The sequence below is a fragment of the Bartonella sp. AP40SXNS genome (genome assembly GCF_042195825.1).
In the GTDB taxonomy this organism is placed as follows: domain Bacteria; phylum Pseudomonadota; class Alphaproteobacteria; order Rhizobiales; family Rhizobiaceae; genus Bartonella.
In genome coordinates this window covers 117,548-136,492 of record NZ_JBHIPB010000001.1, presented here as the reverse complement: position 1 = coordinate 136,492, position 18,945 = coordinate 117,548, and the positions used below count along the sequence as shown (strand labels likewise).

The window sequence follows — 18,945 nt, the reverse complement described above, 5'->3', positions numbered from 1 at the left end:
AATTCACATCACTATTTTAGAAGTTATCGAAACCTTAATGGCACTTTTGAGTTGCATTTAATGCAGCAGTGACCCCTTTTAAGGAATAAGTATAAGTGGTATGCGTTCCTCGTTTTGATATCGCTTTCACTGTCATATTGCTTCCAGCACGCATAGCAGAAACAAGCTGCTTTTCTAGCTCTGATGACGCCAACCAAGCTGAGGAATCTTTAGTGAAAAAATCAAAATCCTTACCTCCAATGGTCACCGTCACTCTCGACCCTTCTTGAAGGGTATAACCAGCCATAAACTGCGGTTCAAACGAAATAGGTGAATGAGAACGCTTGGTAACCAAGAAAAAGTTATCACCATGATTAACTGTCGTTGGAAGAGCCTTCAAAGGTACCGATAACACATAGCAAATCGTATTTTTGGGCGATTTATAAGAATAGGCTCCCCACGCTTCAAATTGATTTAAACGGCTTGGCGTTTGTGCATATGCCACTCCTGCTGTAACAAGAACCATTACAGATGCAGCAATAACAGTCTTTTCAAACATCTTCATTTAGCTCACTTCTTTAGTCTCTAACAAGATTTTCTTCATTGGAAAAATTCAACAAAAACTCCTCGATATTCATGTGTTATTGTCCTAATTCCTTCAATAAGCGAAATATTTTCAAACTAATCAAAATAGATTTCTACGTTTCATTATGACCTTTTAATCGTTACCAAAAAATAAACTTCTTATTCAATAACCACATTAAAAAATAACATCTTCATTTTACGCTACTTATTTCGTTTTTGTATAAAAAACGATTTCTTTAAGCTATAGAACCTCAAAACGAGATGAAAACATACCATCACACTATTAAGAAATAAACCATACTCTTTATATCACAAGCAATCTGATGCAAAATTTTGAAAATACACCCCGGACTCCCCGCAAAAAAGCTTAATCGCCTTACGAATATCACTTCTCGACTTTATGCATTCAATACATTTATGTTCGCAAAATACTCCACCTTTTACTCATTATAGTGCATTCATATTTCGTATTCAACATCGTCCCGATAACACTTTTTCTCAACCTTCAAAAGACCTTGTAAAAATAATAAAATATTATCAAGATATTAATAATAAAACATAAAGAATTTAGATTCTATCTCAATAATCACATACAACTTTGTTTCTTTTGATCTTATTTTCCTATATATTTCATCTCCAATTATTAATTTCTAAAATGATTTTAGTAGCTTATAATAGCTTAATCGTATTATTTTAATGTATCAGACGATATTTTTCTTTCTGTTATAAAAAACTTCTTAAGAATTCTTTTGGAAAGTCTCCTTATCTTATTTCTAAGTAATTTATAAAAAGAAATATAAAACTTTTTTCTATAGCAGTTCTAACATTACCATTTTTTAAACAATATTTTAATCAATTAAAGACACTTAAATAAATCTTCCTATGCATAAAAACTCTTTCACCCAACCTAAAGGTATAATTTTCATTCTTACCGTACAAAATTGTTCTTTAGCATGAGCTCTATACAACAGCAGACATCTAAATCATATCTATAAAATAGTTGATCTCTCCACTTGTGAAGAAGAAAGATGGCACCATAACACTATTTTCCAGCTCCCAATGTTTTGCTGCAACCCTCAATACTTGAGACGATTCATAAGAAGCATCTTTACCCCTTTCTTGTACAGTTTTTATCCACACGCTAATTCCGTTTACAACGTGCAAGGAAATGGTTTTGATTGATTCAACATAAACAAGTTTGGAATGAGAGAATTTTACAATATTCGGATCTCTCATCTAACATGCGAAATAGTGAATTATATTTAAAATCAATATCTTGCTATACTGAAGATACAATATATTTCTTATTTCTTCTTGAGCATTAAAATATTATCCCTAAACACTCAAACTCAACTTACAAAAAAATTCAATGCACAAATAAACTTTTCTGTTGATTTCTTTCCCGCTTTCAAAGGACGAAGATTCTTAATCCAATTTGGACTGAAAAAGTTTGGATTCTTGTCGAGCGGTCTCCTCTTTTCTTCCCACTCATGTGATTCACTTAACTAAAGGCTCTACAGACAAGTCCTGCTTAAAAATATTTACCACGCACTCTAAAAGCACTTAATATATTAAGAAGACTTACAGAATTTATCTCACTATATCTCAAATGACAGTGTTTTTACATTATAACAGGATAAAAGAATCCACGAATATAATAATTAGATGCTTTAATATACGAGAACAAGAAAGGAAAAGCCCTTCGTTTTTGTTGGTTGCTCTTTAAAAAGAAGGTTCACTTAGAAGTAATTTTCTTAAATCTCATGACACAACCTTTTGTTATTAATCTTAAGATGCAAATTATATTCTTTCCTACGCTCTGTAGTGCATACCTCGCAATTTATACGCTCATAATACCTTTTAAGCTGCATTTGATTCTGAAGTCTGAATCAATAAAGCATAAAGCGCATTGGCATTATGCGTACTGCGCAACTTTTGTACAACATCAGTGTGACGCAAAACACGTGCGATCTGTGATAAAGCTTTTAAGTGATCTGCACCAGCATTTTCAGGTGCTAAAAGGAGAAAAACGAGATCTATAGGTTCGTCGTCAAGAGCTTCAAAATCAACAGGACTTTCAAGACGTGCAAATATACCAATGATCCGATTAATATCAGGTAATTTTCCATGAGGAATCGCAATACCTCCACCTAAACCCGTTGAACCAAGCTTCTCGCGTTGTAAAACAACATCAAAAATCACATGCTCACTAAGACCTGTTAGCTTGGAAGCTTTTTCGGCTAAAATTTGCAGAACCTGTTTTTTCGAATTAGCATTAAGAGCCGGAATGATCGCTTCCGGTGCTATTAACTCACTCAAATTCATACTTTAATTTTCCTCTTACACGCTAAAATGCTCATCAATAAACCTATAAACGCTATAGATACTTAATGTTCTTTCACTTTTCGCAACATCGCATGTGTTTTTACTTTTCAATTTATAATGGGTGATAGCTCAATACATCTCATATCACTTCTAAAACAACAATAAATAGTATTCGGATCATCATTAACGGCATGAGAAACCAAAGAAATGAAATTGTTCATAAAGTTAATTTCCTTACGACTCTAAAAAAGGCCATTATTCATAAATTTATTAAACTTGTCATAAGAGTTGATGTATAATCCGCCATCAGAGTTTTTCTTTCTTTAAAAATGAGCCCTTAAATTAAGATGAAAAGCATACTGAGCAAAATGGATCTTTACTTTGAAAATTACTGTATAGCTTGAACATCGACTTATAACAAGAATATAAAGATTTTTAGAAATTTAATGATTATTTTAAAAGATTTATAGATTTAGCCTGATATCTGTAGCCAACCTCCTATTTTCAAATAGGCGATATAAACCAATAAAATACGACAACTCCTATTGAATAACCGCAATATATAACCGGTGCTCCCATCAAAATACCTAAAACAGCATCACCGATATATTATTTGATTCGACAGAGAAAAATATGATAAATATCTTTTACCTTTCAATAACACACGCATTTATTGAGAGCTTCATTTATCACTCATTATCACGTTAATCTAGTGATATCTTTTCTATGATATAATTATGAGTAAGCTAAACTTATAAAACAACAAACTAACCTCTAATGATGAAGCCTTTTTCACCACTCAATAACAACATTAAGGTTATAGTCATAAAAGAAGTTTTGGCATAAATAAGGAAATTTTCAGTAATAATGTTTGGTTAAACTTAAATGAAAACTCGTGAAAGCTGTAAAATCAAAGAGAAAACTGATTTCCCAAATAAATTCTGCGTACATCAACGTTGTTGATAATATCGTTAGGACAACCGTGAACTAACACCCGCCCTGTATGAATAATATAAGCGCGATCGACAAGCCCTAATGTCTCACGCACATTATGATCCGTTATTAAAACACCAATGCCACGCCTCGTTAAATGACGAATAAGTTGTTGAATATCGAAAATAGCGATAGGATCAATTCCTGCAAATGGTTCATCAAGTAACATAAAATGGGGACGAGAAGCTAAAGCGCGCGCAATTTCAAGTCGCCGACGTTCACCTCCAGATAACGAAAGCGCAGACATTTTACGTAAATGATCAATTTTAAATTCATGTAAAAGGCTATCTAACTCTTCACGTTGTTTAAGGCGATCTTTTTCAACGACCTCTAAAACAGCTTTAATGTTATTTTCTACTGAAAGACCACGAAAAATAGACGCTTCCTGTGGAAGATATCCAATACCTAGACGCGCACGTCGGTACATCGGAAGATGCGTAATATCAAATCCATCAATTTTAATCGAGCCTCCATCAGATTTTATGAGCCCTGTCACCATATAAAAACAAGTTGTTTTACCTGCCCCATTGGGTCCTAAAATGCCAACGGCTTCTCCCGTACGAATGCCAAAAGAAACACCATTAACTGTTCGTCTTCCTCGATAAACTTTAATCAAATTACTGGCAATCAAGGTCCCTTTTAAGGGATTTTTTGAAGCTTCACTTTCAAGATTATACCTATCAGTCTGTTTTTTTCTTTTGATTCCAAACATGAAATCTTAATGGCCATTCTTTTGATTTTGTTTTAAAATAATAGAAACACGACCTTTTTTCTTAGGCGTCTCACAACCTTCTAAAAAAGCCTTTCCGCTTTCCATATTTGCCGTTAGTTTGCACCCCGTTGCCACATTATCACCATCAGTTAACACAACATGATTCCCTGTCAAACTCATCATTTTTGACTTTCCATCAAAAACGCCTTTATCACCCGTAGCAACTTGCGTAGCAATTTTTATATAAACTTTTCCTAAAGCTTCCATTTTTTGTATACTCGACGAACCAAATAAAGAAACAGATGATGCCTTTGTATCTTCCTTGTTTTTATCAATTTCTTTATATGCTTTATCGTAGTAAACAACTAATTCTGCCGTTCTTAAAAGACGTTCACCTTGCACCACTGAAACATCACCCTTAAAAAGTGCTATCCCTTCTTTATCACGTATTTCCAAAGAATCTGCATGAAGTTCTACCGGTTCTTTGTCGTTTGATAGACTTATTCCAAAATGAGTCCCTTCAGCATATCCTAAAACTGCTCCTTCTCCTAACATTCCCATGCTAAAAGCTAACATCACACCTATCCATCTTTTGTACGATTTCATTATTTCAATTCTTCTGTTTGTATATACACATACTTCTCTTTATAAATATCTTTTAAAGATTTGTATTGATATTCCGTCATTGCTTTTGAAGCACTAAATGCACATCACCATGGAAATATATGTTTTTTCCTTTTTCTCGAATTTGTAAGGCGTTTGCAGCAAGATGCAAACCGGCCTGCTGAATATTAACACGTTGATCTGTTTTTAACTGTCCCTCGGATAAGTTAATACTAGCTGACATAAATTGTACCATCATCCCATCGTTCGTTGTAATGGTGAATGGCTTATTCAACTGTAAAAAACCATTAATGTTATCGTAAACCCCCCCTTGTGCGACGAGAAAAACCTGTCGTTGTTGGCCCATAAATGCTCTAGCTGTAATGTTTTGCAACCCAATCATTCCAGCGTGTGTATGGTCTTGAAATGCCTTTTCTGCTTTAAGCCAATAAGGTTCATGAGCACGCGTATACCCTTCTAATTTTGGATTAAGCATCGTCAAATTCATCACGCCACTTTCTCCATTATTCAAAGGCATAGAATCAGAAGTAACGGGAACCAAGAAAAACGTAAACCAGCAAAAAACCAGCGCTGAAATCAACGCTAAGAGAGGTAAAAAAAATTTTAATATGCTAATGCGACGCGAATGACGGGATGCTTTTTTTAAAACATCTCCAAAAGATGATTGCGTTGAAAAGGCTTTATAATGATTGTGTACGGACATACTCTCCTGATCTCTTAAATACTCCGCATTTTTAATCTGTATACCCTTTATAGAAGGTATTTTCAAATTTTGTTTCTTGCAATTTGTTTTTTCTTGATTTTATTTTGCTTTTATCCGTTTATATATTGTAATATTATGCATGGAGTGCACAATTACGAAATTTTTTTGTGTGAAAGTGAGGCTATTGTGGTAAAATCAGAGCTTGTGCAAATTATTGCTCGTCATAACCCGCATCTTTTTCAACGGGATGTGGAGAATATTGTGAACGCTATTTTTGAGGAAATTGCAACAGCACTTGCAAATGGCAATCGCGTTGAACTTCGTGGATTTGGAGCTTTTTCTGTAAAAAGCCGTTCAGCCCGTAATGGACGTAATCCACGAACAGGTGAAGCCGTTTCTGTTGAAGAAAAGTGGATTCCTTTTTTTAAAACTGGCAAGGATTTACGCGACCGTCTTAATCAGTGAGAAACTTATGATAATTAAACGTATTCTTCTAACAAGTATCAGTGTGATTCTCGCAGCGGTTTTGATTGTTTTTATCGTGGCTAATCGTCAAATGGTTCCGTTAACCCTTGATCCTTTTCGAGCAAATCCTGAAAGTTTTACTTATCATGCTCCCCTCTTTATATGGCTCTTTATTTTCTTTGGTTTTGGTATTTTATTAGGAAATCTGATCAGTTGGTTTTCCTATCACAAATACAAAAAAGCTCTCAAAAAAAGTAAAGCCGAGATTGAAAAATTGAAAACATCTATCACAAATCTGGTGTAATGGTATTTAAATGAAATCTTTTCTCTCTGTATTCTATATTCAGTACAGAGTTAAAAGTGCTCTTTTTCTTTTTTTATACATGTTTTAATTGACTTTAGCTTTTTTGCACTTTTACGAAACATTTAAGAGCTTTATAATATATTTTTATACCTCATATACCGTGATACAAAACATGCCCCCACAATGCTTTCAATCCTCCCATAATAATAGATATCCGCAGGAAAAGCTGCCCCTTATTTTAGAAACGGGTATAAGCGAAAACTATGCTCTCATTGATTCTGGTCATGGACAAAAATTAGAACGTTATGGAGCTTACCGCATTATTCGACCAGAAGGTCAAGCACTATGGAAACCCGCTTTATCACAGAAACAATGGGCTGATGTGGACGCTATTTTCACGGGAAATCGTGATGAAGAAGGGGTTGGTCGTTGGCATTTTCCTAAAAAGCCACTTAATGAGACATGGCCACTTTCTTGGAATGGACTATCTTTTCTAGGCCGTTTTACTTCTTTTCGTCATGTGGGGGTTTTTCCTGAACAAGATGCCCATTGGCGCTCTATAGAAGAACAAATTGTTAAAGCCGCACGTCCTATAAAATTGTTGAATCTTTTTGGCTATACAGGTGTTGCCTCTTTGATTGGAGCACGAGCGGGTGCGAACGTTACCCATGTTGATGCTTCTAAAAAAGCCATTGCGTGGGCAAAAGCTAATCAGGAAAGAGCAGGATTACCAGATCATTCTATTCGCTGGATTTGTGATGATGCTGTGAAATTTGTCGAGCGTGAACTGCGTCGTAAGAAAAGCTATGATATGATTCTCCTTGATCCCCCTGCTTATGGGCGTGGACCCCATGGTGAAGTTTGGCAACTGTTTGATCATTTACCAGATATGATCACAAATTGTCGTAAACTTCTCTCTGATAAACCGCTTTCTGTTGTGCTTACAGCTTATTCTATTCGTGCTTCCTTCTTTGCACTTCATGCTTTAATGCGTGATGCATTTGTAAATCTTGGTGGTACGGTCGAATCAGGAGAACTTATTTTGCGTGAAGAAGTTGCAGGACGCGCTCTTTCTACTTCCCTTTTTAGCCGTTGGATTGCTTGAATATGTGTAGACCCAAAACTGGTAGAGTGAAAGAAATTACCTCTCTTAGCAACCCCATTATAAAAGATCTTAAAGCGCTCAGCCAAAAGAAAAATCGTAATAAAGAAGGTCTTTTCATGGCAGAGGGATTGAAATTGGTCATTGATGCTCTCGATCTCGGCTGGACAATACAGACGCTTATTTTTTCTAAAAACAAAATCGGTAATGCTGCTATCGAAAATATTGCTGCACGCGTTGTAGCCAATGGTGGTTTTGTGATTAAAGCTTCACAAAAAGTTATGGAATCACTTACCCGACGCGATAATCCGCAAACAGTTATTGGTATTTTTAAACAAAAATGGCAACCTCTTGAAATGATAACTGAACAGACTAAAGATGTTTATATCGCGCTTGATCGTGTGCGTGATCCTGGAAATCTTGGTACCATTATCCGAACTGCCGATGCCGTAGGTGCTAAAGGTGTTATTTTAATTGGCGAAACAACAGACCCTTTCTCGCCTGAAACAGTTCGTGCAACTATGGGATCAATTTTCTCTATACCGCTTTATCGTTTTGATGAAAGCGCCTTTTTAAACTGGTCTGCTCACTTTAAAGGCATGATCGTTGGCACGCATCTTAAAGGATCTCTGGATTATCGGACACTTGATTTCAAAAATGGTCCTGTTATCCTTTTAATGGGAAATGAAAAACAGGGATTATCAGATATTCTTACAAGGCGGTGTAATAAACTCGCGCGTATTCCACAAAGTGGACGTGCTGATTCGCTTAATCTAGCAGTAGCAACAGCTGTTATGCTTTATGAAATCCGTCGCCCTTATTTAATACTGGAACCATGTGAGGAAAAACATGATTCGTAAATCACTCCCTTTTCTTCTCTTGGGCTTGGCTTTTACAGTAGTACTTGATCAAGCTGTCAAATACTGGGTTATGCACAATATGCCTTTAGGAACAGAAATTTCGCTTATTCCTTTTCTTTCCCTTTATCATGTGCGCAATTCTGGCATTGCATTTTCATTTTTTTCTTCCTTTTCTCACTGGGGAATCATCGCCATCACGATCATTGTGATTATCTTTCTTCTATGGTTATGGAAAAATACTGAATATAATAAGTCTTTAATGCGCTTTGGTCTTATCCTTATTATTGGAGGAGCAATCGGCAATCTTATTGATCGTATTCGCTTTCATCATGTCACTGATTATATCCTTTTTCATATTGATGATATCTTTCATTTTGCTATTTTCAACCTTGCAGATAGTTTTATCACTCTTGGTGTTATTGCCATCCTTATTGAAGAATTGCGTACTTGGATGAAGGCAAAACGTCATTCCAACAGCACATCTTCTCATTGATATGTTCAGCGCCTTAAAAACCAGAGGTTATTAATCATCACAAGTCTGATTACAAATTGATTTCTCTTGATCAACTCTTCTTGCTAATAATTTCATGTGTTTCTTTTCATGGAATTATAAGACCTTACTTTCACTTGATCTTTATATACTTGATCCGTGTAAAAGGAATGAACTCAAATAGAAACCAATAATTTTTTATTCATATGTCCTATATCCCATTCTGAGAGGAAATATTTTACAGCATTTAAATTCTGTTCATTTGCTTAAAACAATTACTTTTCATATGTTTTTTAGTTTTTACAGGCGTCATTTTTACAGTGTTTTTCTTAAGCGCTTCGTGTAAAAACACCCCTCTTTTATTTATATTGCTTAATAAGCAACATCTTTTAACTATTTTCAATGTTTTATTTATAATACAACATATTGATATATAATGATAGTTTACCATTTTGTATATTGAATGAGAACCCTAAATTTCTTTTATTTCGAACTTTCGCATGTTGAATTAATTAAAACCATGTCTTTTACACACCAATCTTGCTTGTGTGGAGCAAGCAAATAAATAACCTTGATTGATTTAATATAAGAAAATTTGTCATCAGAGAATCTTACGATATTCGGAGAAGAATTTAGCATACAAAACGATAATTTATTATTATATATCAGTTTTTATATAAAAAGATTCAATTCAATAGGTCTTCTAACCGTATAGAGCAGATGCAATATTGTAAGTTGAAAAACAGTGCGACGACATTTGCCTCTCTCTTCATCAAAGCAAAGACCGTTGATACCTTACAGAGAATTATATTACACAATTTCTATGAACAGTAAAAAAATTTTAAGTATAGTCTTTTTATCTTGCAAAAATATGGCAAAAAATGGAAATATTATTTCATCAAAATAAACTATTTCCTTACCAATTTGTAAGGTTCCTTCTTCAGATAAATCTCTTGTAATTTTTAAATAAATCTCCATAATAAGAGCAGATGTGCTGGAATTCCGCCAGTGATTCTTAGGGTTTTTGTGTTAGCCAATTTAGGACTTATACGAAGTGTTTATCTGTAATGACAGAGGTACTTTTAAACCCCAATATCTGACGGAACATATGCTAAAGGATTTTATATTATGGCTAATTTTAAAAATTTACGTTCGGCGCCTGCTTCTCATGCCGATGCATCAATTGATCTGGGATTGCGCGACTATATGTTGGGTGTCTACAATACAATGGCCATTGGTTTGCTTATTACAGCTGCTGCCGCTTATGCAATTGTATCATTAGCAACGACAACAGATATGAGTCAAGCAGCAGCTCAAATCAATAGCAGTGTTTATTTAACATCTTTTGGAGTAACATTTTATACATCACCATTCTCTTATATCGTTATGTTTGCACCACTCATAGCGGTCTTATTCCTCAGTTTTAAAATTAATACACTGAGCACAAATGCTGCTCGTAGCCTCTTTTTTGGTTATGCTGCTCTGGTTGGTCTTTCACTATCTTCAATCGTTTTGCGTTATACGACAGAAAGTATTGTACAAACCTTTGTTATTTCCGCTGCAACTTTTGGAGCTCTTTCACTTTATGGATACACAACAAAGCGTGATCTTACAGCAATCGGTTCATTCTTATTTATGGGATTGATTGGTTTGTTACTTTCTATGATTGTAAACATTTTTCTTGGGTCAAGTGCTTTGCAATTTGCTATCTCCGTTATTGGTGTTTTTATCTTTGCTGGTTTAACAGCTTACGATACTCAAAACATTAAGTTGATGTATTACGAAGGAGATGAAGGTGATACAAGAGGACGTAAAGTTATTATGGGTGCATTGAATCTTTATCTTGATTTCATCAATATGTTTGTCTTCTTGCTACAATTTCTTGGTTCAAACCGTGATTGATTTTAAAAGATCATCGCTTAATGAAAGAACCTTGTTTCAAAAAGAAACAAGGTTCTTTTGTTTTTAGTGTAAGTTTTTACCCTTTGCCTCTTAGAGATTATATTCTTTTCGCAAAATGACAAAAATACCTTACAAGCAAAAGTTTCCTTGGTTTACCGGTTTTATCCAACAAAAGCTCCATAATTCCCTTTTAAAGGCAATCTATAGCCGCTCTCATCATCAACCAAACATCATCAAGCCAAATGATAATTATGATCTAACCGTTGCTTCCTATAATGTGCATAAATGTGTAGGTATTGATAAAATTTTTAATCCTACACGTATTGTACGTGTTATTAATGAATTACAAGTTGATATCCTTGCTCTTCAAGAAGCAGATAAACGTTTTGGAGAGCGCGTTGGCTTGATTAATCTTCAGCTATTAAAAGCTGAAACTGGCTTGATTCCTGTGCCTCTCAATACCATGTCACCTCATGGTCATGGTTGGCATGGGAACGCTCTTTTTTTGCGAAAGGGATATGTACGTGAAACTTTACAAGTCACTCTTCCTGGTATTGAACCACGTGGGGCTGTAATTGTAGAATTGGAAATGCAAGCAGGCCCTATTCGTATTATTGCGGCTCATTTTGGCTTATTACGTTATTCTCGTAAACAACAAACAAAAATGCTCCTTGCAATTTTGCAAAAACGCTCCCTTATGCCTACACTCCTCATTGGAGATTTTAATGAATGGCGGATAGGAAAAGGCTCATCTTTGAATCATTTTTCTCCCTATTTTGATAACACACTTGAAGTTGTGCCAAGCTTTCCTTCGCGTTTTCCTCTTTTAGCCCTTGATCGCGTTTTTGCTTTTCCCCACCAATTGGTAACAAATATTGAAAATCATCATTCACCACTTGCACGTATTGCCTCAGATCATTTGCCTATAAAAGCCTACCTTAATCTTGCCAACGCCATGAACGTTCTTGAACATAAAATAAATAAAAAAAGTTAATGTGCCTCATCCCAATTTTGAGCTGTCATGACTTTTACTTCAAGGGGTACAGATAAAGATAAAACCGGCATTGTAGCATTTTCCATAACATTTTTAACAACGTCCATGGTTTTTTTACTCTCTTCTTTTGGTACTTCAAAAATCAGTTCATCATGTACTTGCAGCAACATTTTTGCTGACAGATTTTCTCCTTTTAAAACATCTTCCATCTGTATCATAGCGCGGCGAATAATATCTGCAGCAGAGCCTTGAATCGGGGCATTAATCGCTGCCCGTTCATTAAGGGAACGAATTTTTACGTTCTTTGCTTTTATTTCTGGATAATGGATACGACGTCCAAAAATTGTTTCTACATAACCATTTTCACGTGCAAAGTTTTTTGTCTTTTCCATATAATCTTTAATTCCTGGAAACCTTTCAAAATACAATTGAATATAACGACCCGCTTCTTGGCGTGAAATTCCTAATTGATTGGCTAAGCCAAAAGCTGAAATACCATAAATGATACCAAAATTAATCGCTTTTGCACGCCGTCGTATATCTGAATGCATTCCCTCTATTGCAACGCCAAACATTTGTGACGCCGTTATAGCGTGAATATCGTGTCCTTTAGCAAAAGCTTCTTTTAATGCTTTTATATCCGCAATATGTGCAAGAATGCGTAATTCAATCTGACTATAATCAGCAGAAAGCAACACGTGCCCTTTGGGAGCAATAAAAGCTGTTCGAATTTTACGTCCTTCAGCAGTTCGTACTGGAATATTTTGCAAATTTGGCTCTGATGATGACAATCGCCCTGTTGATGTTATTGCCAAAGAATAATTCGTATGAACACGCCCTGTTTTTGGTAAAATATAAGAAGGCAAAGCATCGGCATAGGTAGATTTTAGCTTTGCAAGTTGACGCCACTCAATAATTTTACGCGGTAATAGATGACCTTCAGCAGACAACTCTTCTAAGGTCTGTGCAGAAGTTGACCATTGTCCGCCCTTGGTTTTAGCGCCTCCAGGTAATCCCATTTTGCCAAAAAGGATATCCCCCAATTGCTTTGGTGAAGCAAGGTTAAACTTTTCACCAGCTTGTTTGTAAATTTCCTCTTCTAGAATCAAAGTAGCTTGCGCCAATTCTCCTGAAAGGCGCAATAAAATCTGCCTATCAACAAGAATCCCACGTTCTTCCATTCTTGCAAGAACTTCTATGAGTGGTCGATCAAGGCGATCATAAATTTTTGTCATCTTCTGAGCAACAAGTTGCGGTTTCAAAACTTGCCAAAGGCGTAGCGTTATATCGGCATCTTCCGCCGCATAAAGGGTAGCTTGTTTTAAATCTACTTGTGCAAAAGAAGTAATTTTTTTTCCTTTATGCGTTAAATCCTTATAGGCAATTGGTTTATGTCCAAGCCAACGTTCAGACAAATCATCCATATTATGGGTTAAAGTTCCAGCATCAAAAGCATATGACAAAAGCATAGTGTCATCAAAAGAACGTATAACAATGTCGTATTGCTTCATCACCAACCAATCATATTTTATATTCTGACCAATTTTTAACACCGCTGAATCTTCTAATAGCGGTTTTAAAAGTGCCAAAGCTTTTTGGGTCTCAATCTGCGAGGCAATACGCCCATCCCTTAAAAGGTCCTCTTTTTCCTCAAAATGTTCAAGTGGTATATAGGCTGCTTTTCCTGGTTGTAATGCCAGTGAAAAACCAACAAGCTTTGCTTGCATCGGATCAAGAGAGGTTGTTTCAGTATCAAAAGCAAAAAAGCCCTGTTCTTGTGCTTGCCATAACCATTCTTTTAAAGTTTCCTCCTCAAGAATCGTTGTGTAAGTATCTCTTGTAATTTTTTGAGACAGTGCTTGATCTTTACGTTTTTGTGCAAAAACTTGTGGAGAATTTTCAGAAAAATTATGAAAAGATGCACGTTCAGTATTTTTTATATCTAAATCATGTCCATAGCTTAGTTTTTCCCATTCAACATCTATATCAAGTGCATCAATAACAGCTGCATCGCATGTTGTTGCCTCTGCTATGCGACGCGTTAATGTTGAAAACTCCATCGCTTTCAAAAAAGCAATTAAACGCGGACCATTTTGTGGCTCCAAAATAAAATCATCTAAATCACTGTCTATAGGGACATCTGTTTTAAGCCTAACAAGCTCACGAGACATTTTAACTTGTTCTCTATAAGCTTGAATGTTTTCACGCCGTTTTGTTTGTTTAATTTCTGTTACGCGTTGCAATAAAAGATCAAGAGAACCAAATTCATTTAACAACTGGGCTGCAGTTTTGGGACCAATGCCTGGAATACCCGGTATATTATCCGTTGAATCTCCGATCAAAGCTTGTAAATCAATCATTTTTTCAGGTTCAACACCCCATTTTTCTATAACTTCTGAAATACCTATATGCTTGTCTTTCATTCCATCATACAAGGACACATGTGTATTTACGAGTTGCATAAGATCCTTATCAGAAGAGATAATGGTTGTCTTTGCCCCAACCTTCGTTGCCAATTTTGCATAAGTAGCAATTAAATCATCCGCTTCAAAACCTTCCTTTTCAATACAAGGCAAATTAAAAGCTTTTGTTGCTTGGCGTATCAGAGAAAATTGAGGAATTAGATCTTCAGGAGGTTCAGCGCGATTCGCTTTATATTGAGGATAAATTTGTTTCCGAAAAGTATCAGATGAATAATCAAAAATAACAGCAAAATGTGTTGGAACAATACCCATAGCTGTATTACGAGCATCACAAAGTAATTTCCATAACATATTACAAAAACCAGCTACCGCTCCTACAGGGAGTCCATCCTTTTTACGTTTTAAAGGTGGCAAAGCATAGTAAGCACGAAAAATGTAGCCTGATCCGTCAACCAACAAAAGATGATCTGTTGCTTTCATGACAATTTTATTTCTCCATTTCAGCTAAAAAACAAATTACCTGTATATATTTTTTTCATTTTTATTTTATTTTTTTACTTTGCCTCTAAAAAGCCATTTTTTCTTTCCATAAGACATGAAGTCGTTGCACTTATATTAAGTACCTAGAGCTTTTCTTTGCTGTTACAGGATTAATAGCTTTCATTTTGCTCCTCCTATGATAGCTGAGGTACAATGTAACGACAAGGTCGTTGTGGTGTTCCCCTCCCCACAACGACCGTTTTTTTTGGTATCCATATTTTATATTTTTAACCTTAAATAGCTTGTTTAGAGAAAAGATAAGAATATTATTCATAAACTTTGAAGTTATTCCACAGAGCTTTTTCACCCATTTTATTGATAAAATCAGCATGCAATCTTTTTTCTTGCGCACTCAATCTTGAAGGTAAAGCCTGTGGGCGAAATTTAACTGTATAAGGCATATCTTTGTCACTTTGAATATGTTCATCAACACTCTTTCTGTTATCAAAACCCAATATGCCCTGCTTTCCACCAATCAATTCAATATAAACATCGGCCAAAATCTCTGCATCAAGTAAAGCACCATGAAGAACACGATGGCTGTTATCAATTCCAAAACGTTTGCATAAAATATCAAGAGAATTAGGACCCATAGGGAATTTACGCCGTGCCATAGCCAATGTATCAAGAATATTATCAACACTGATGAGCGGCTTATTGACGCGTTTTAATTCTGCATTAATAAAACCAATATCAAAACTCGCATTATGCGCAATCATTGTCGCGCCATTAATAAATTCCAAAAATTCATCAACAATATCACTAAAACTTTTCTCGTTTTTTAGGCGTTCATTGGTTAATCCGTGAATTGCTACAACTTCATCAGGAATAATAACGCCTTCAGGGTTTAAATAAACATGAAATTGGCGCCCTGTAAGATAACGATCAACCATTTCTACACAACCAATTTCGATTATGCGATCTTTCTCTTTATCTAAACCTGTTGTTTCTGTATCAAAAATAATTTCACGCATGATTTTAATTCTTTAGCAATTTTTTTATCACATCAAAAACCTGTTGACGGGTATTTTCTAAATCTTTCCCTGTATCAATAATAAAATCAGCACGTTCTCGTTTTTTTTCATCTGGCATTTGTTGGGCATTTATAAAGGCAAATTTTTTCTCATTCATACCTTGGCGAATCATTACACGTTCTTTTTGTATTTCTGGTGGAGCAGAAACAACAATAACGCTATCTACACGATTTTCACCATTTGTTTCAAACAGAAGTGGAATATCAAGAATAACTAATTTTTCCCCTTGTTTGCGCGCTGTATCAATAAATTCTTTTTCTTTTTCTTGCACCAAAGGATGAATTATTTTTTCTAATGTTTGTAATTTCTCCTTATCATCAATCAAAATTTCAGAAAGTTTCAAACGGTTAACTTCATCGTTTTCAACAACACTAGGAAAAATACGCTCTATGAGTGACAAAACTGGCTCACTTTTATAGAGTTGTTGTACCGCCTCATCAGCACTAAAAATAGAAATACCCGCTTGTCTGAAAAAATCAGCAACTGTTGATTTTCCCATAGCTATTGATCCAGTTAATCCTATAATTTTCATTCTCTTTCTTCACTCATATCCTCTAAAATGGCTGCCCTTAACGCTTTTGTTACCTGTGGTTTTATTCCAAACCACCGTTCAAATCCTATAACAGCCTGATGTAGAAGCATCCCAAGCCCATCAACCGTTTTGAGATCACAAGCCTTTGCCTGTTGTAAAAAAGGAGTTATCAATGGTGTATAAACAATATCTGTTACTAATGCCGTTGTTTTTGCTTTATGAAAATCGCAAAAAAAAGAATCACTTTTTTCTTCCGGATTTTTTATGCCAATAGAGGTTGTATTAACAATTAAATCAGCTTGATGAAGTATTTCATGGATTTTATGCCAATCGTAAACTTTAATGATCTTTCCAAAATGCTGAGCTAAATTATCAGCGCGTTGTTTTGTACGGTTAATTAAATAAATTTGTTCAAATCCGCGTTTTTTTAAAGCATATAGGATAGCGCGTGCAGCGCCCCCAGCCCCAAAAACAAGAGCTGTTTCCCCTCCCCAATCAGATGCAAAATCATCAAGATTAGCACTAAAACCATAGGCATCACTATTTGTGGCACAAAGTTTATCTCCTTCATACCAAAGTGTATTAGCAGCACCTATCATTGTTGCTCTCTCGTCTTTATAATCTGCTAAACGAAAGGCTTCCTGTTTATGAGGCAAAGTAACATTTCCTCCACAAAAGCCCATTTTTTGTAAAGAAACAATAAAATGACTAAATTCTTCGGATGTTACTTCCTGTGCAAGGTATTCTCCTTGTAAACTATATTGTTTAAGCCAAAAATTGTGAATTCTTGGCGATTTTGAATGATGAATTGGAGAACCAACAACAAAAGCACGCGGATAATTTGTCTTTTTTATTATTAAGTTAACCATCAATAATTCCTAAGTGGCGCAATTTTATGAGTAGAGGCAGCAAAGGTAAACCAACAATGGTAAAAAAATCTCCTTCAATTTTTTCAAAGAGATGAATCCCTTCTCCTTCAATTTGATATACTCCTACGCTGTTTAGAACATCTTTTCCTACGCGTGCTAAATAACGTTCAATAAATTCTAACGAGAGTAAACGTACAGACATATGTGCACTAAAAGCTTCAACCCAAATTTTTTGACCATTTTTAAATAAAGCTACCGCACTATGAAGAGAATGGGTTTTTCCTGATAACTCACATAAACGTTGATGTGCTTCCTTAATATTTCTTGCTTTATGAAAAACTTTACCTTCCAAATCAAGAACTTGATCACAACCAATAACGAAAGCATCAGGAAAACGATCTGAAACATTTTTTGCTTTTGCACTTGCAAGAAAACAGCTAAGTTCTTTAGGTGTTTTTTCTTTTGTTGTTTTTTCTACTTCTCTCTCATCAAAAGAAGCGCCTTCAATTAAAAAATTTAAACCTGCCTTTTTCAACAACTGTGCACGATAAAAACTAAGAGATGCTAATATTAACGTATCTGCGTCCATGAGGATTTTCTCTCACTTTCCTTCACGAAATCGTGATAAAAGTTCAAATATTGCAGCAGCAGTTTCTTCAATAGAGCGCCTCGTGACATCAATAATAGGCCAACCAAAACGTTCGCAAATGCGTTTTGCATGGATTAATTCTTCAGCTATGCTGATACGATTAGTATAATTATCAAGAGCAAAACCTTCTCCTAAATCTCTATTTTGACGAATATGTGAGATTCTTTCAGCTGAAGCAATTAAACCAATAATTAAAGAATTTTTTACCTCTAAAAGAGATTCTGGCAAATCAATTCCTGGAATAAGAGGAACATTAGCCGTTTTGATTCCACGATTTGCTAAATAGATGCTTGTTGGCGTTTTAGAGGTTCTTGAAATTCCTACAAGAATTACATCCGCTTCAGATAAGCTACTGGAAGACTGTCCATCATCATGCTCTATTGTAAAATCCAGTGCCTCAATACGACGAAAATAATCTGCATTAAGATCATGTTGTGCACTAACACGTAAATGAGTTGGCATTCCAAGGTAAGACTGAAAAGCATTTAGAACAGGATACAATATATCAATACAGGGAACTTCTATTTTTTTGCATTTTTTTTGAAGGAGTAGTTTAAGTTCTTCATCAATCATTGTGTAAAGAACAATACCTGGCTCTTGTTGTATTTCATCAAGAACTTTTTGTAACTGTATTTTATTACGAATCATAGGATAGATATGCTCTGTTGCCTGACACATTGCATATTGGGATGCTACAGCTCTTCCAACAGAAATTAATGTCTCCCCCGTTGCATCAGAAAGCATGTGTAAATGAAAGAATTTTTTTTCTTTTGTCACAAAAATTTTAACTCCTTGTTAAGACATGTGTATATATCCTCACCGTTTTTTATAAAACTAAAATTTATGAAAAATTCTCCTTT

General features: G+C 35.2%; 18 protein-coding genes. 7 read left to right on the top strand and 11 right to left on the bottom strand.

From position 1 onward, the window contains the following. Positions 1 to 34 precede the first annotated feature (34 nt). The 5 genes from ACFILZ_RS00585 to lptC all read right to left on the bottom strand — a co-directional run bounded on the left by ACFILZ_RS00585 (position 35) and on the right by lptC (position 5,921). Positions 35 to 538, bottom strand: a complete 504-nt coding sequence (locus ACFILZ_RS00585; RefSeq protein WP_375610053.1) for an invasion associated locus B family protein — start codon at positions 536 to 538, stop codon at positions 35 to 37. A 1,886-nt stretch (positions 539 to 2,424) separates the two neighbouring features. Beyond that, positions 2,425 to 2,889: a PTS IIA-like nitrogen regulatory protein PtsN gene (gene ptsN, locus ACFILZ_RS00580; RefSeq protein WP_375606109.1), complete on the bottom strand. Its 465-nt coding sequence runs from the start codon at positions 2,887 to 2,889 to the stop codon at positions 2,425 to 2,427. A gap of 910 nt (positions 2,890 to 3,799) precedes the next feature. Then, complete coding sequence (gene lptB, locus ACFILZ_RS00575; protein WP_012754448.1) at positions 3,800 to 4,594, bottom strand: LPS export ABC transporter ATP-binding protein; 795 nt, start codon at positions 4,592 to 4,594, stop codon at positions 3,800 to 3,802. A gap of 6 nt (positions 4,595 to 4,600) precedes the next feature. Beyond that, on the bottom strand, positions 4,601 to 5,200 hold the full coding sequence (locus ACFILZ_RS00570; RefSeq protein WP_375606108.1) for an LptA/OstA family protein: 600 nt from the start codon (positions 5,198 to 5,200) through the stop codon (positions 4,601 to 4,603). A gap of 76 nt (positions 5,201 to 5,276) precedes the next feature. Then, on the bottom strand, positions 5,277 to 5,921 hold the full coding sequence (lptC, locus tag ACFILZ_RS00565) for an LPS export ABC transporter periplasmic protein LptC (RefSeq protein ID WP_375609991.1): 645 nt from the start codon (positions 5,919 to 5,921) through the stop codon (positions 5,277 to 5,279). A gap of 186 nt (positions 5,922 to 6,107) precedes the next feature. Here lptC and ihfB point away from each other — a divergent pair, with 186 nt between their 5' ends. From ihfB to ACFILZ_RS00530, 7 genes are all read left to right on the top strand, one after another. Further along, positions 6,108 to 6,386 (top strand): integration host factor subunit beta, encoded by a 279-nt coding sequence (gene ihfB / locus ACFILZ_RS00560; RefSeq protein ID WP_273790186.1) that lies wholly within the window; start codon positions 6,108 to 6,110, stop codon positions 6,384 to 6,386. A 7-nt stretch (positions 6,387 to 6,393) separates the two neighbouring features. Beyond that, positions 6,394 to 6,690, top strand: a complete 297-nt coding sequence (locus tag ACFILZ_RS00555) for a lipopolysaccharide assembly protein LapA domain-containing protein (RefSeq protein WP_375606106.1) — start codon at positions 6,394 to 6,396, stop codon at positions 6,688 to 6,690. A 172-nt stretch (positions 6,691 to 6,862) separates the two neighbouring features. Continuing rightward, positions 6,863 to 7,795 carry a class I SAM-dependent methyltransferase gene (locus ACFILZ_RS00550; protein ID WP_375609990.1) on the top strand — a complete coding sequence of 311 codons (933 nt, stop codon included), beginning with the start codon at positions 6,863 to 6,865 and terminating at the stop codon, positions 7,793 to 7,795. 2 nt (positions 7,796 to 7,797) lie between these two features. Further along, positions 7,798 to 8,652, top strand: a complete 855-nt coding sequence (locus tag ACFILZ_RS00545) for a TrmH family RNA methyltransferase (RefSeq protein WP_375609989.1) — start codon at positions 7,798 to 7,800, stop codon at positions 8,650 to 8,652. After that, positions 8,642 to 9,145 carry a signal peptidase II gene (gene lspA, locus ACFILZ_RS00540; protein ID WP_375609988.1) on the top strand — a complete coding sequence of 168 codons (504 nt, stop codon included), beginning with the start codon at positions 8,642 to 8,644 and terminating at the stop codon, positions 9,143 to 9,145. Before ACFILZ_RS00545 ends, lspA begins: the two co-directional genes overlap by 11 nt. A 1,125-nt stretch (positions 9,146 to 10,270) precedes the next feature. After that, a complete protein-coding gene (locus ACFILZ_RS00535) occupies positions 10,271 to 11,044 on the top strand; it encodes a Bax inhibitor-1/YccA family protein (RefSeq protein ID WP_375606102.1) in 774 nt (257 codons plus the stop codon). Between the two features lie 115 nt (positions 11,045 to 11,159). Continuing rightward, positions 11,160 to 12,038 (top strand): endonuclease/exonuclease/phosphatase family protein, encoded by an 879-nt coding sequence (locus ACFILZ_RS00530; RefSeq protein WP_375609987.1) that lies wholly within the window; start codon positions 11,160 to 11,162, stop codon positions 12,036 to 12,038. Here the strand turns inward: ACFILZ_RS00530 and polA are convergent. The 6 genes from polA to ACFILZ_RS00500 all read right to left on the bottom strand — a co-directional run bounded on the left by polA (position 12,035) and on the right by ACFILZ_RS00500 (position 18,862). Next, on the bottom strand, positions 12,035 to 14,941 hold the full coding sequence (gene polA, locus ACFILZ_RS00525; RefSeq protein ID WP_375609986.1) for a DNA polymerase I: 2,907 nt from the start codon (positions 14,939 to 14,941) through the stop codon (positions 12,035 to 12,037). The genes ACFILZ_RS00530 and polA overlap by 4 nt on opposite strands. A gap of 326 nt (positions 14,942 to 15,267) precedes the next feature. Continuing rightward, positions 15,268 to 15,975, bottom strand: coding sequence for a DNA polymerase III subunit epsilon (gene dnaQ / locus ACFILZ_RS00520; protein WP_375609985.1), 708 nt, complete (start codon positions 15,973 to 15,975; stop codon positions 15,268 to 15,270). A 4-nt stretch (positions 15,976 to 15,979) separates the two neighbouring features. Then, a complete protein-coding gene (coaE, locus tag ACFILZ_RS00515) occupies positions 15,980 to 16,567 on the bottom strand; it encodes a dephospho-CoA kinase (RefSeq protein WP_375606098.1) in 588 nt (195 codons plus the stop codon). Next, positions 16,564 to 17,436, bottom strand: a complete 873-nt coding sequence (locus ACFILZ_RS00510; RefSeq protein WP_375609984.1) for a shikimate dehydrogenase — start codon at positions 17,434 to 17,436, stop codon at positions 16,564 to 16,566. Before ACFILZ_RS00510 ends, coaE begins: the two co-directional genes overlap by 4 nt. Then, positions 17,429 to 18,025 carry a Maf family nucleotide pyrophosphatase gene (locus ACFILZ_RS00505; protein WP_375606096.1) on the bottom strand — a complete coding sequence of 199 codons (597 nt, stop codon included), beginning with the start codon at positions 18,023 to 18,025 and terminating at the stop codon, positions 17,429 to 17,431. Before ACFILZ_RS00505 ends, ACFILZ_RS00510 begins: the two co-directional genes overlap by 8 nt. 12 nt (positions 18,026 to 18,037) lie before the next feature. After that, positions 18,038 to 18,862 (bottom strand): pyruvate, water dikinase regulatory protein, encoded by an 825-nt coding sequence (locus ACFILZ_RS00500; RefSeq protein ID WP_375606095.1) that lies wholly within the window; start codon positions 18,860 to 18,862, stop codon positions 18,038 to 18,040. Between the last annotated feature and the right edge of the window lie 83 nt (positions 18,863 to 18,945).

Bases quoted from the DNA above. Each gene is read 5' to 3' on its own strand.
- ACFILZ_RS00585 (WP_375610053.1), bottom strand. From the start codon at position 538: ATGTTTGAAAAGACTGTTATTGCTGCATCTGTAATGGTTCTTGTTACA.
- ptsN (WP_375606109.1), bottom strand. From the start codon at position 2,889: ATGAATTTGAGTGAGTTAATAGCACCGGAAGCGATCATTCCGGCTCTT.
- lptB (WP_012754448.1), bottom strand. From the start codon at position 4,594: ATGTTTGGAATCAAAAGAAAAAAACAGACTGATAGGTATAATCTTGAA.
- ACFILZ_RS00570 (WP_375606108.1), bottom strand. From the start codon at position 5,200: ATGAAATCGTACAAAAGATGGATAGGTGTGATGTTAGCTTTTAGCATG.
- lptC (WP_375609991.1), bottom strand. From the start codon at position 5,921: ATGTCCGTACACAATCATTATAAAGCCTTTTCAACGCAATCATCTTTT.
- ACFILZ_RS00555 (WP_375606106.1), top strand. From the start codon at position 6,394: ATGATAATTAAACGTATTCTTCTAACAAGTATCAGTGTGATTCTCGCA.
- ACFILZ_RS00550 (WP_375609990.1), top strand. From the start codon at position 6,863: ATGCCCCCACAATGCTTTCAATCCTCCCATAATAATAGATATCCGCAG.
- ACFILZ_RS00545 (WP_375609989.1), top strand. From the start codon at position 7,798: ATGTGTAGACCCAAAACTGGTAGAGTGAAAGAAATTACCTCTCTTAGC.
- lspA (WP_375609988.1), top strand. From the start codon at position 8,642: ATGATTCGTAAATCACTCCCTTTTCTTCTCTTGGGCTTGGCTTTTACA.
- ACFILZ_RS00535 (WP_375606102.1), top strand. From the start codon at position 10,271: ATGGCTAATTTTAAAAATTTACGTTCGGCGCCTGCTTCTCATGCCGAT.
- ACFILZ_RS00530 (WP_375609987.1), top strand. From the start codon at position 11,160: ATGACAAAAATACCTTACAAGCAAAAGTTTCCTTGGTTTACCGGTTTT.
- polA (WP_375609986.1), bottom strand. From the start codon at position 14,941: ATGAAAGCAACAGATCATCTTTTGTTGGTTGACGGATCAGGCTACATT.
- dnaQ (WP_375609985.1), bottom strand. From the start codon at position 15,975: ATGCGTGAAATTATTTTTGATACAGAAACAACAGGTTTAGATAAAGAG.
- coaE (WP_375606098.1), bottom strand. From the start codon at position 16,567: ATGAAAATTATAGGATTAACTGGATCAATAGCTATGGGAAAATCAACA.
- ACFILZ_RS00510 (WP_375609984.1), bottom strand. From the start codon at position 17,436: ATGGTTAACTTAATAATAAAAAAGACAAATTATCCGCGTGCTTTTGTT.
- ACFILZ_RS00505 (WP_375606096.1), bottom strand. From the start codon at position 18,025: ATGGACGCAGATACGTTAATATTAGCATCTCTTAGTTTTTATCGTGCA.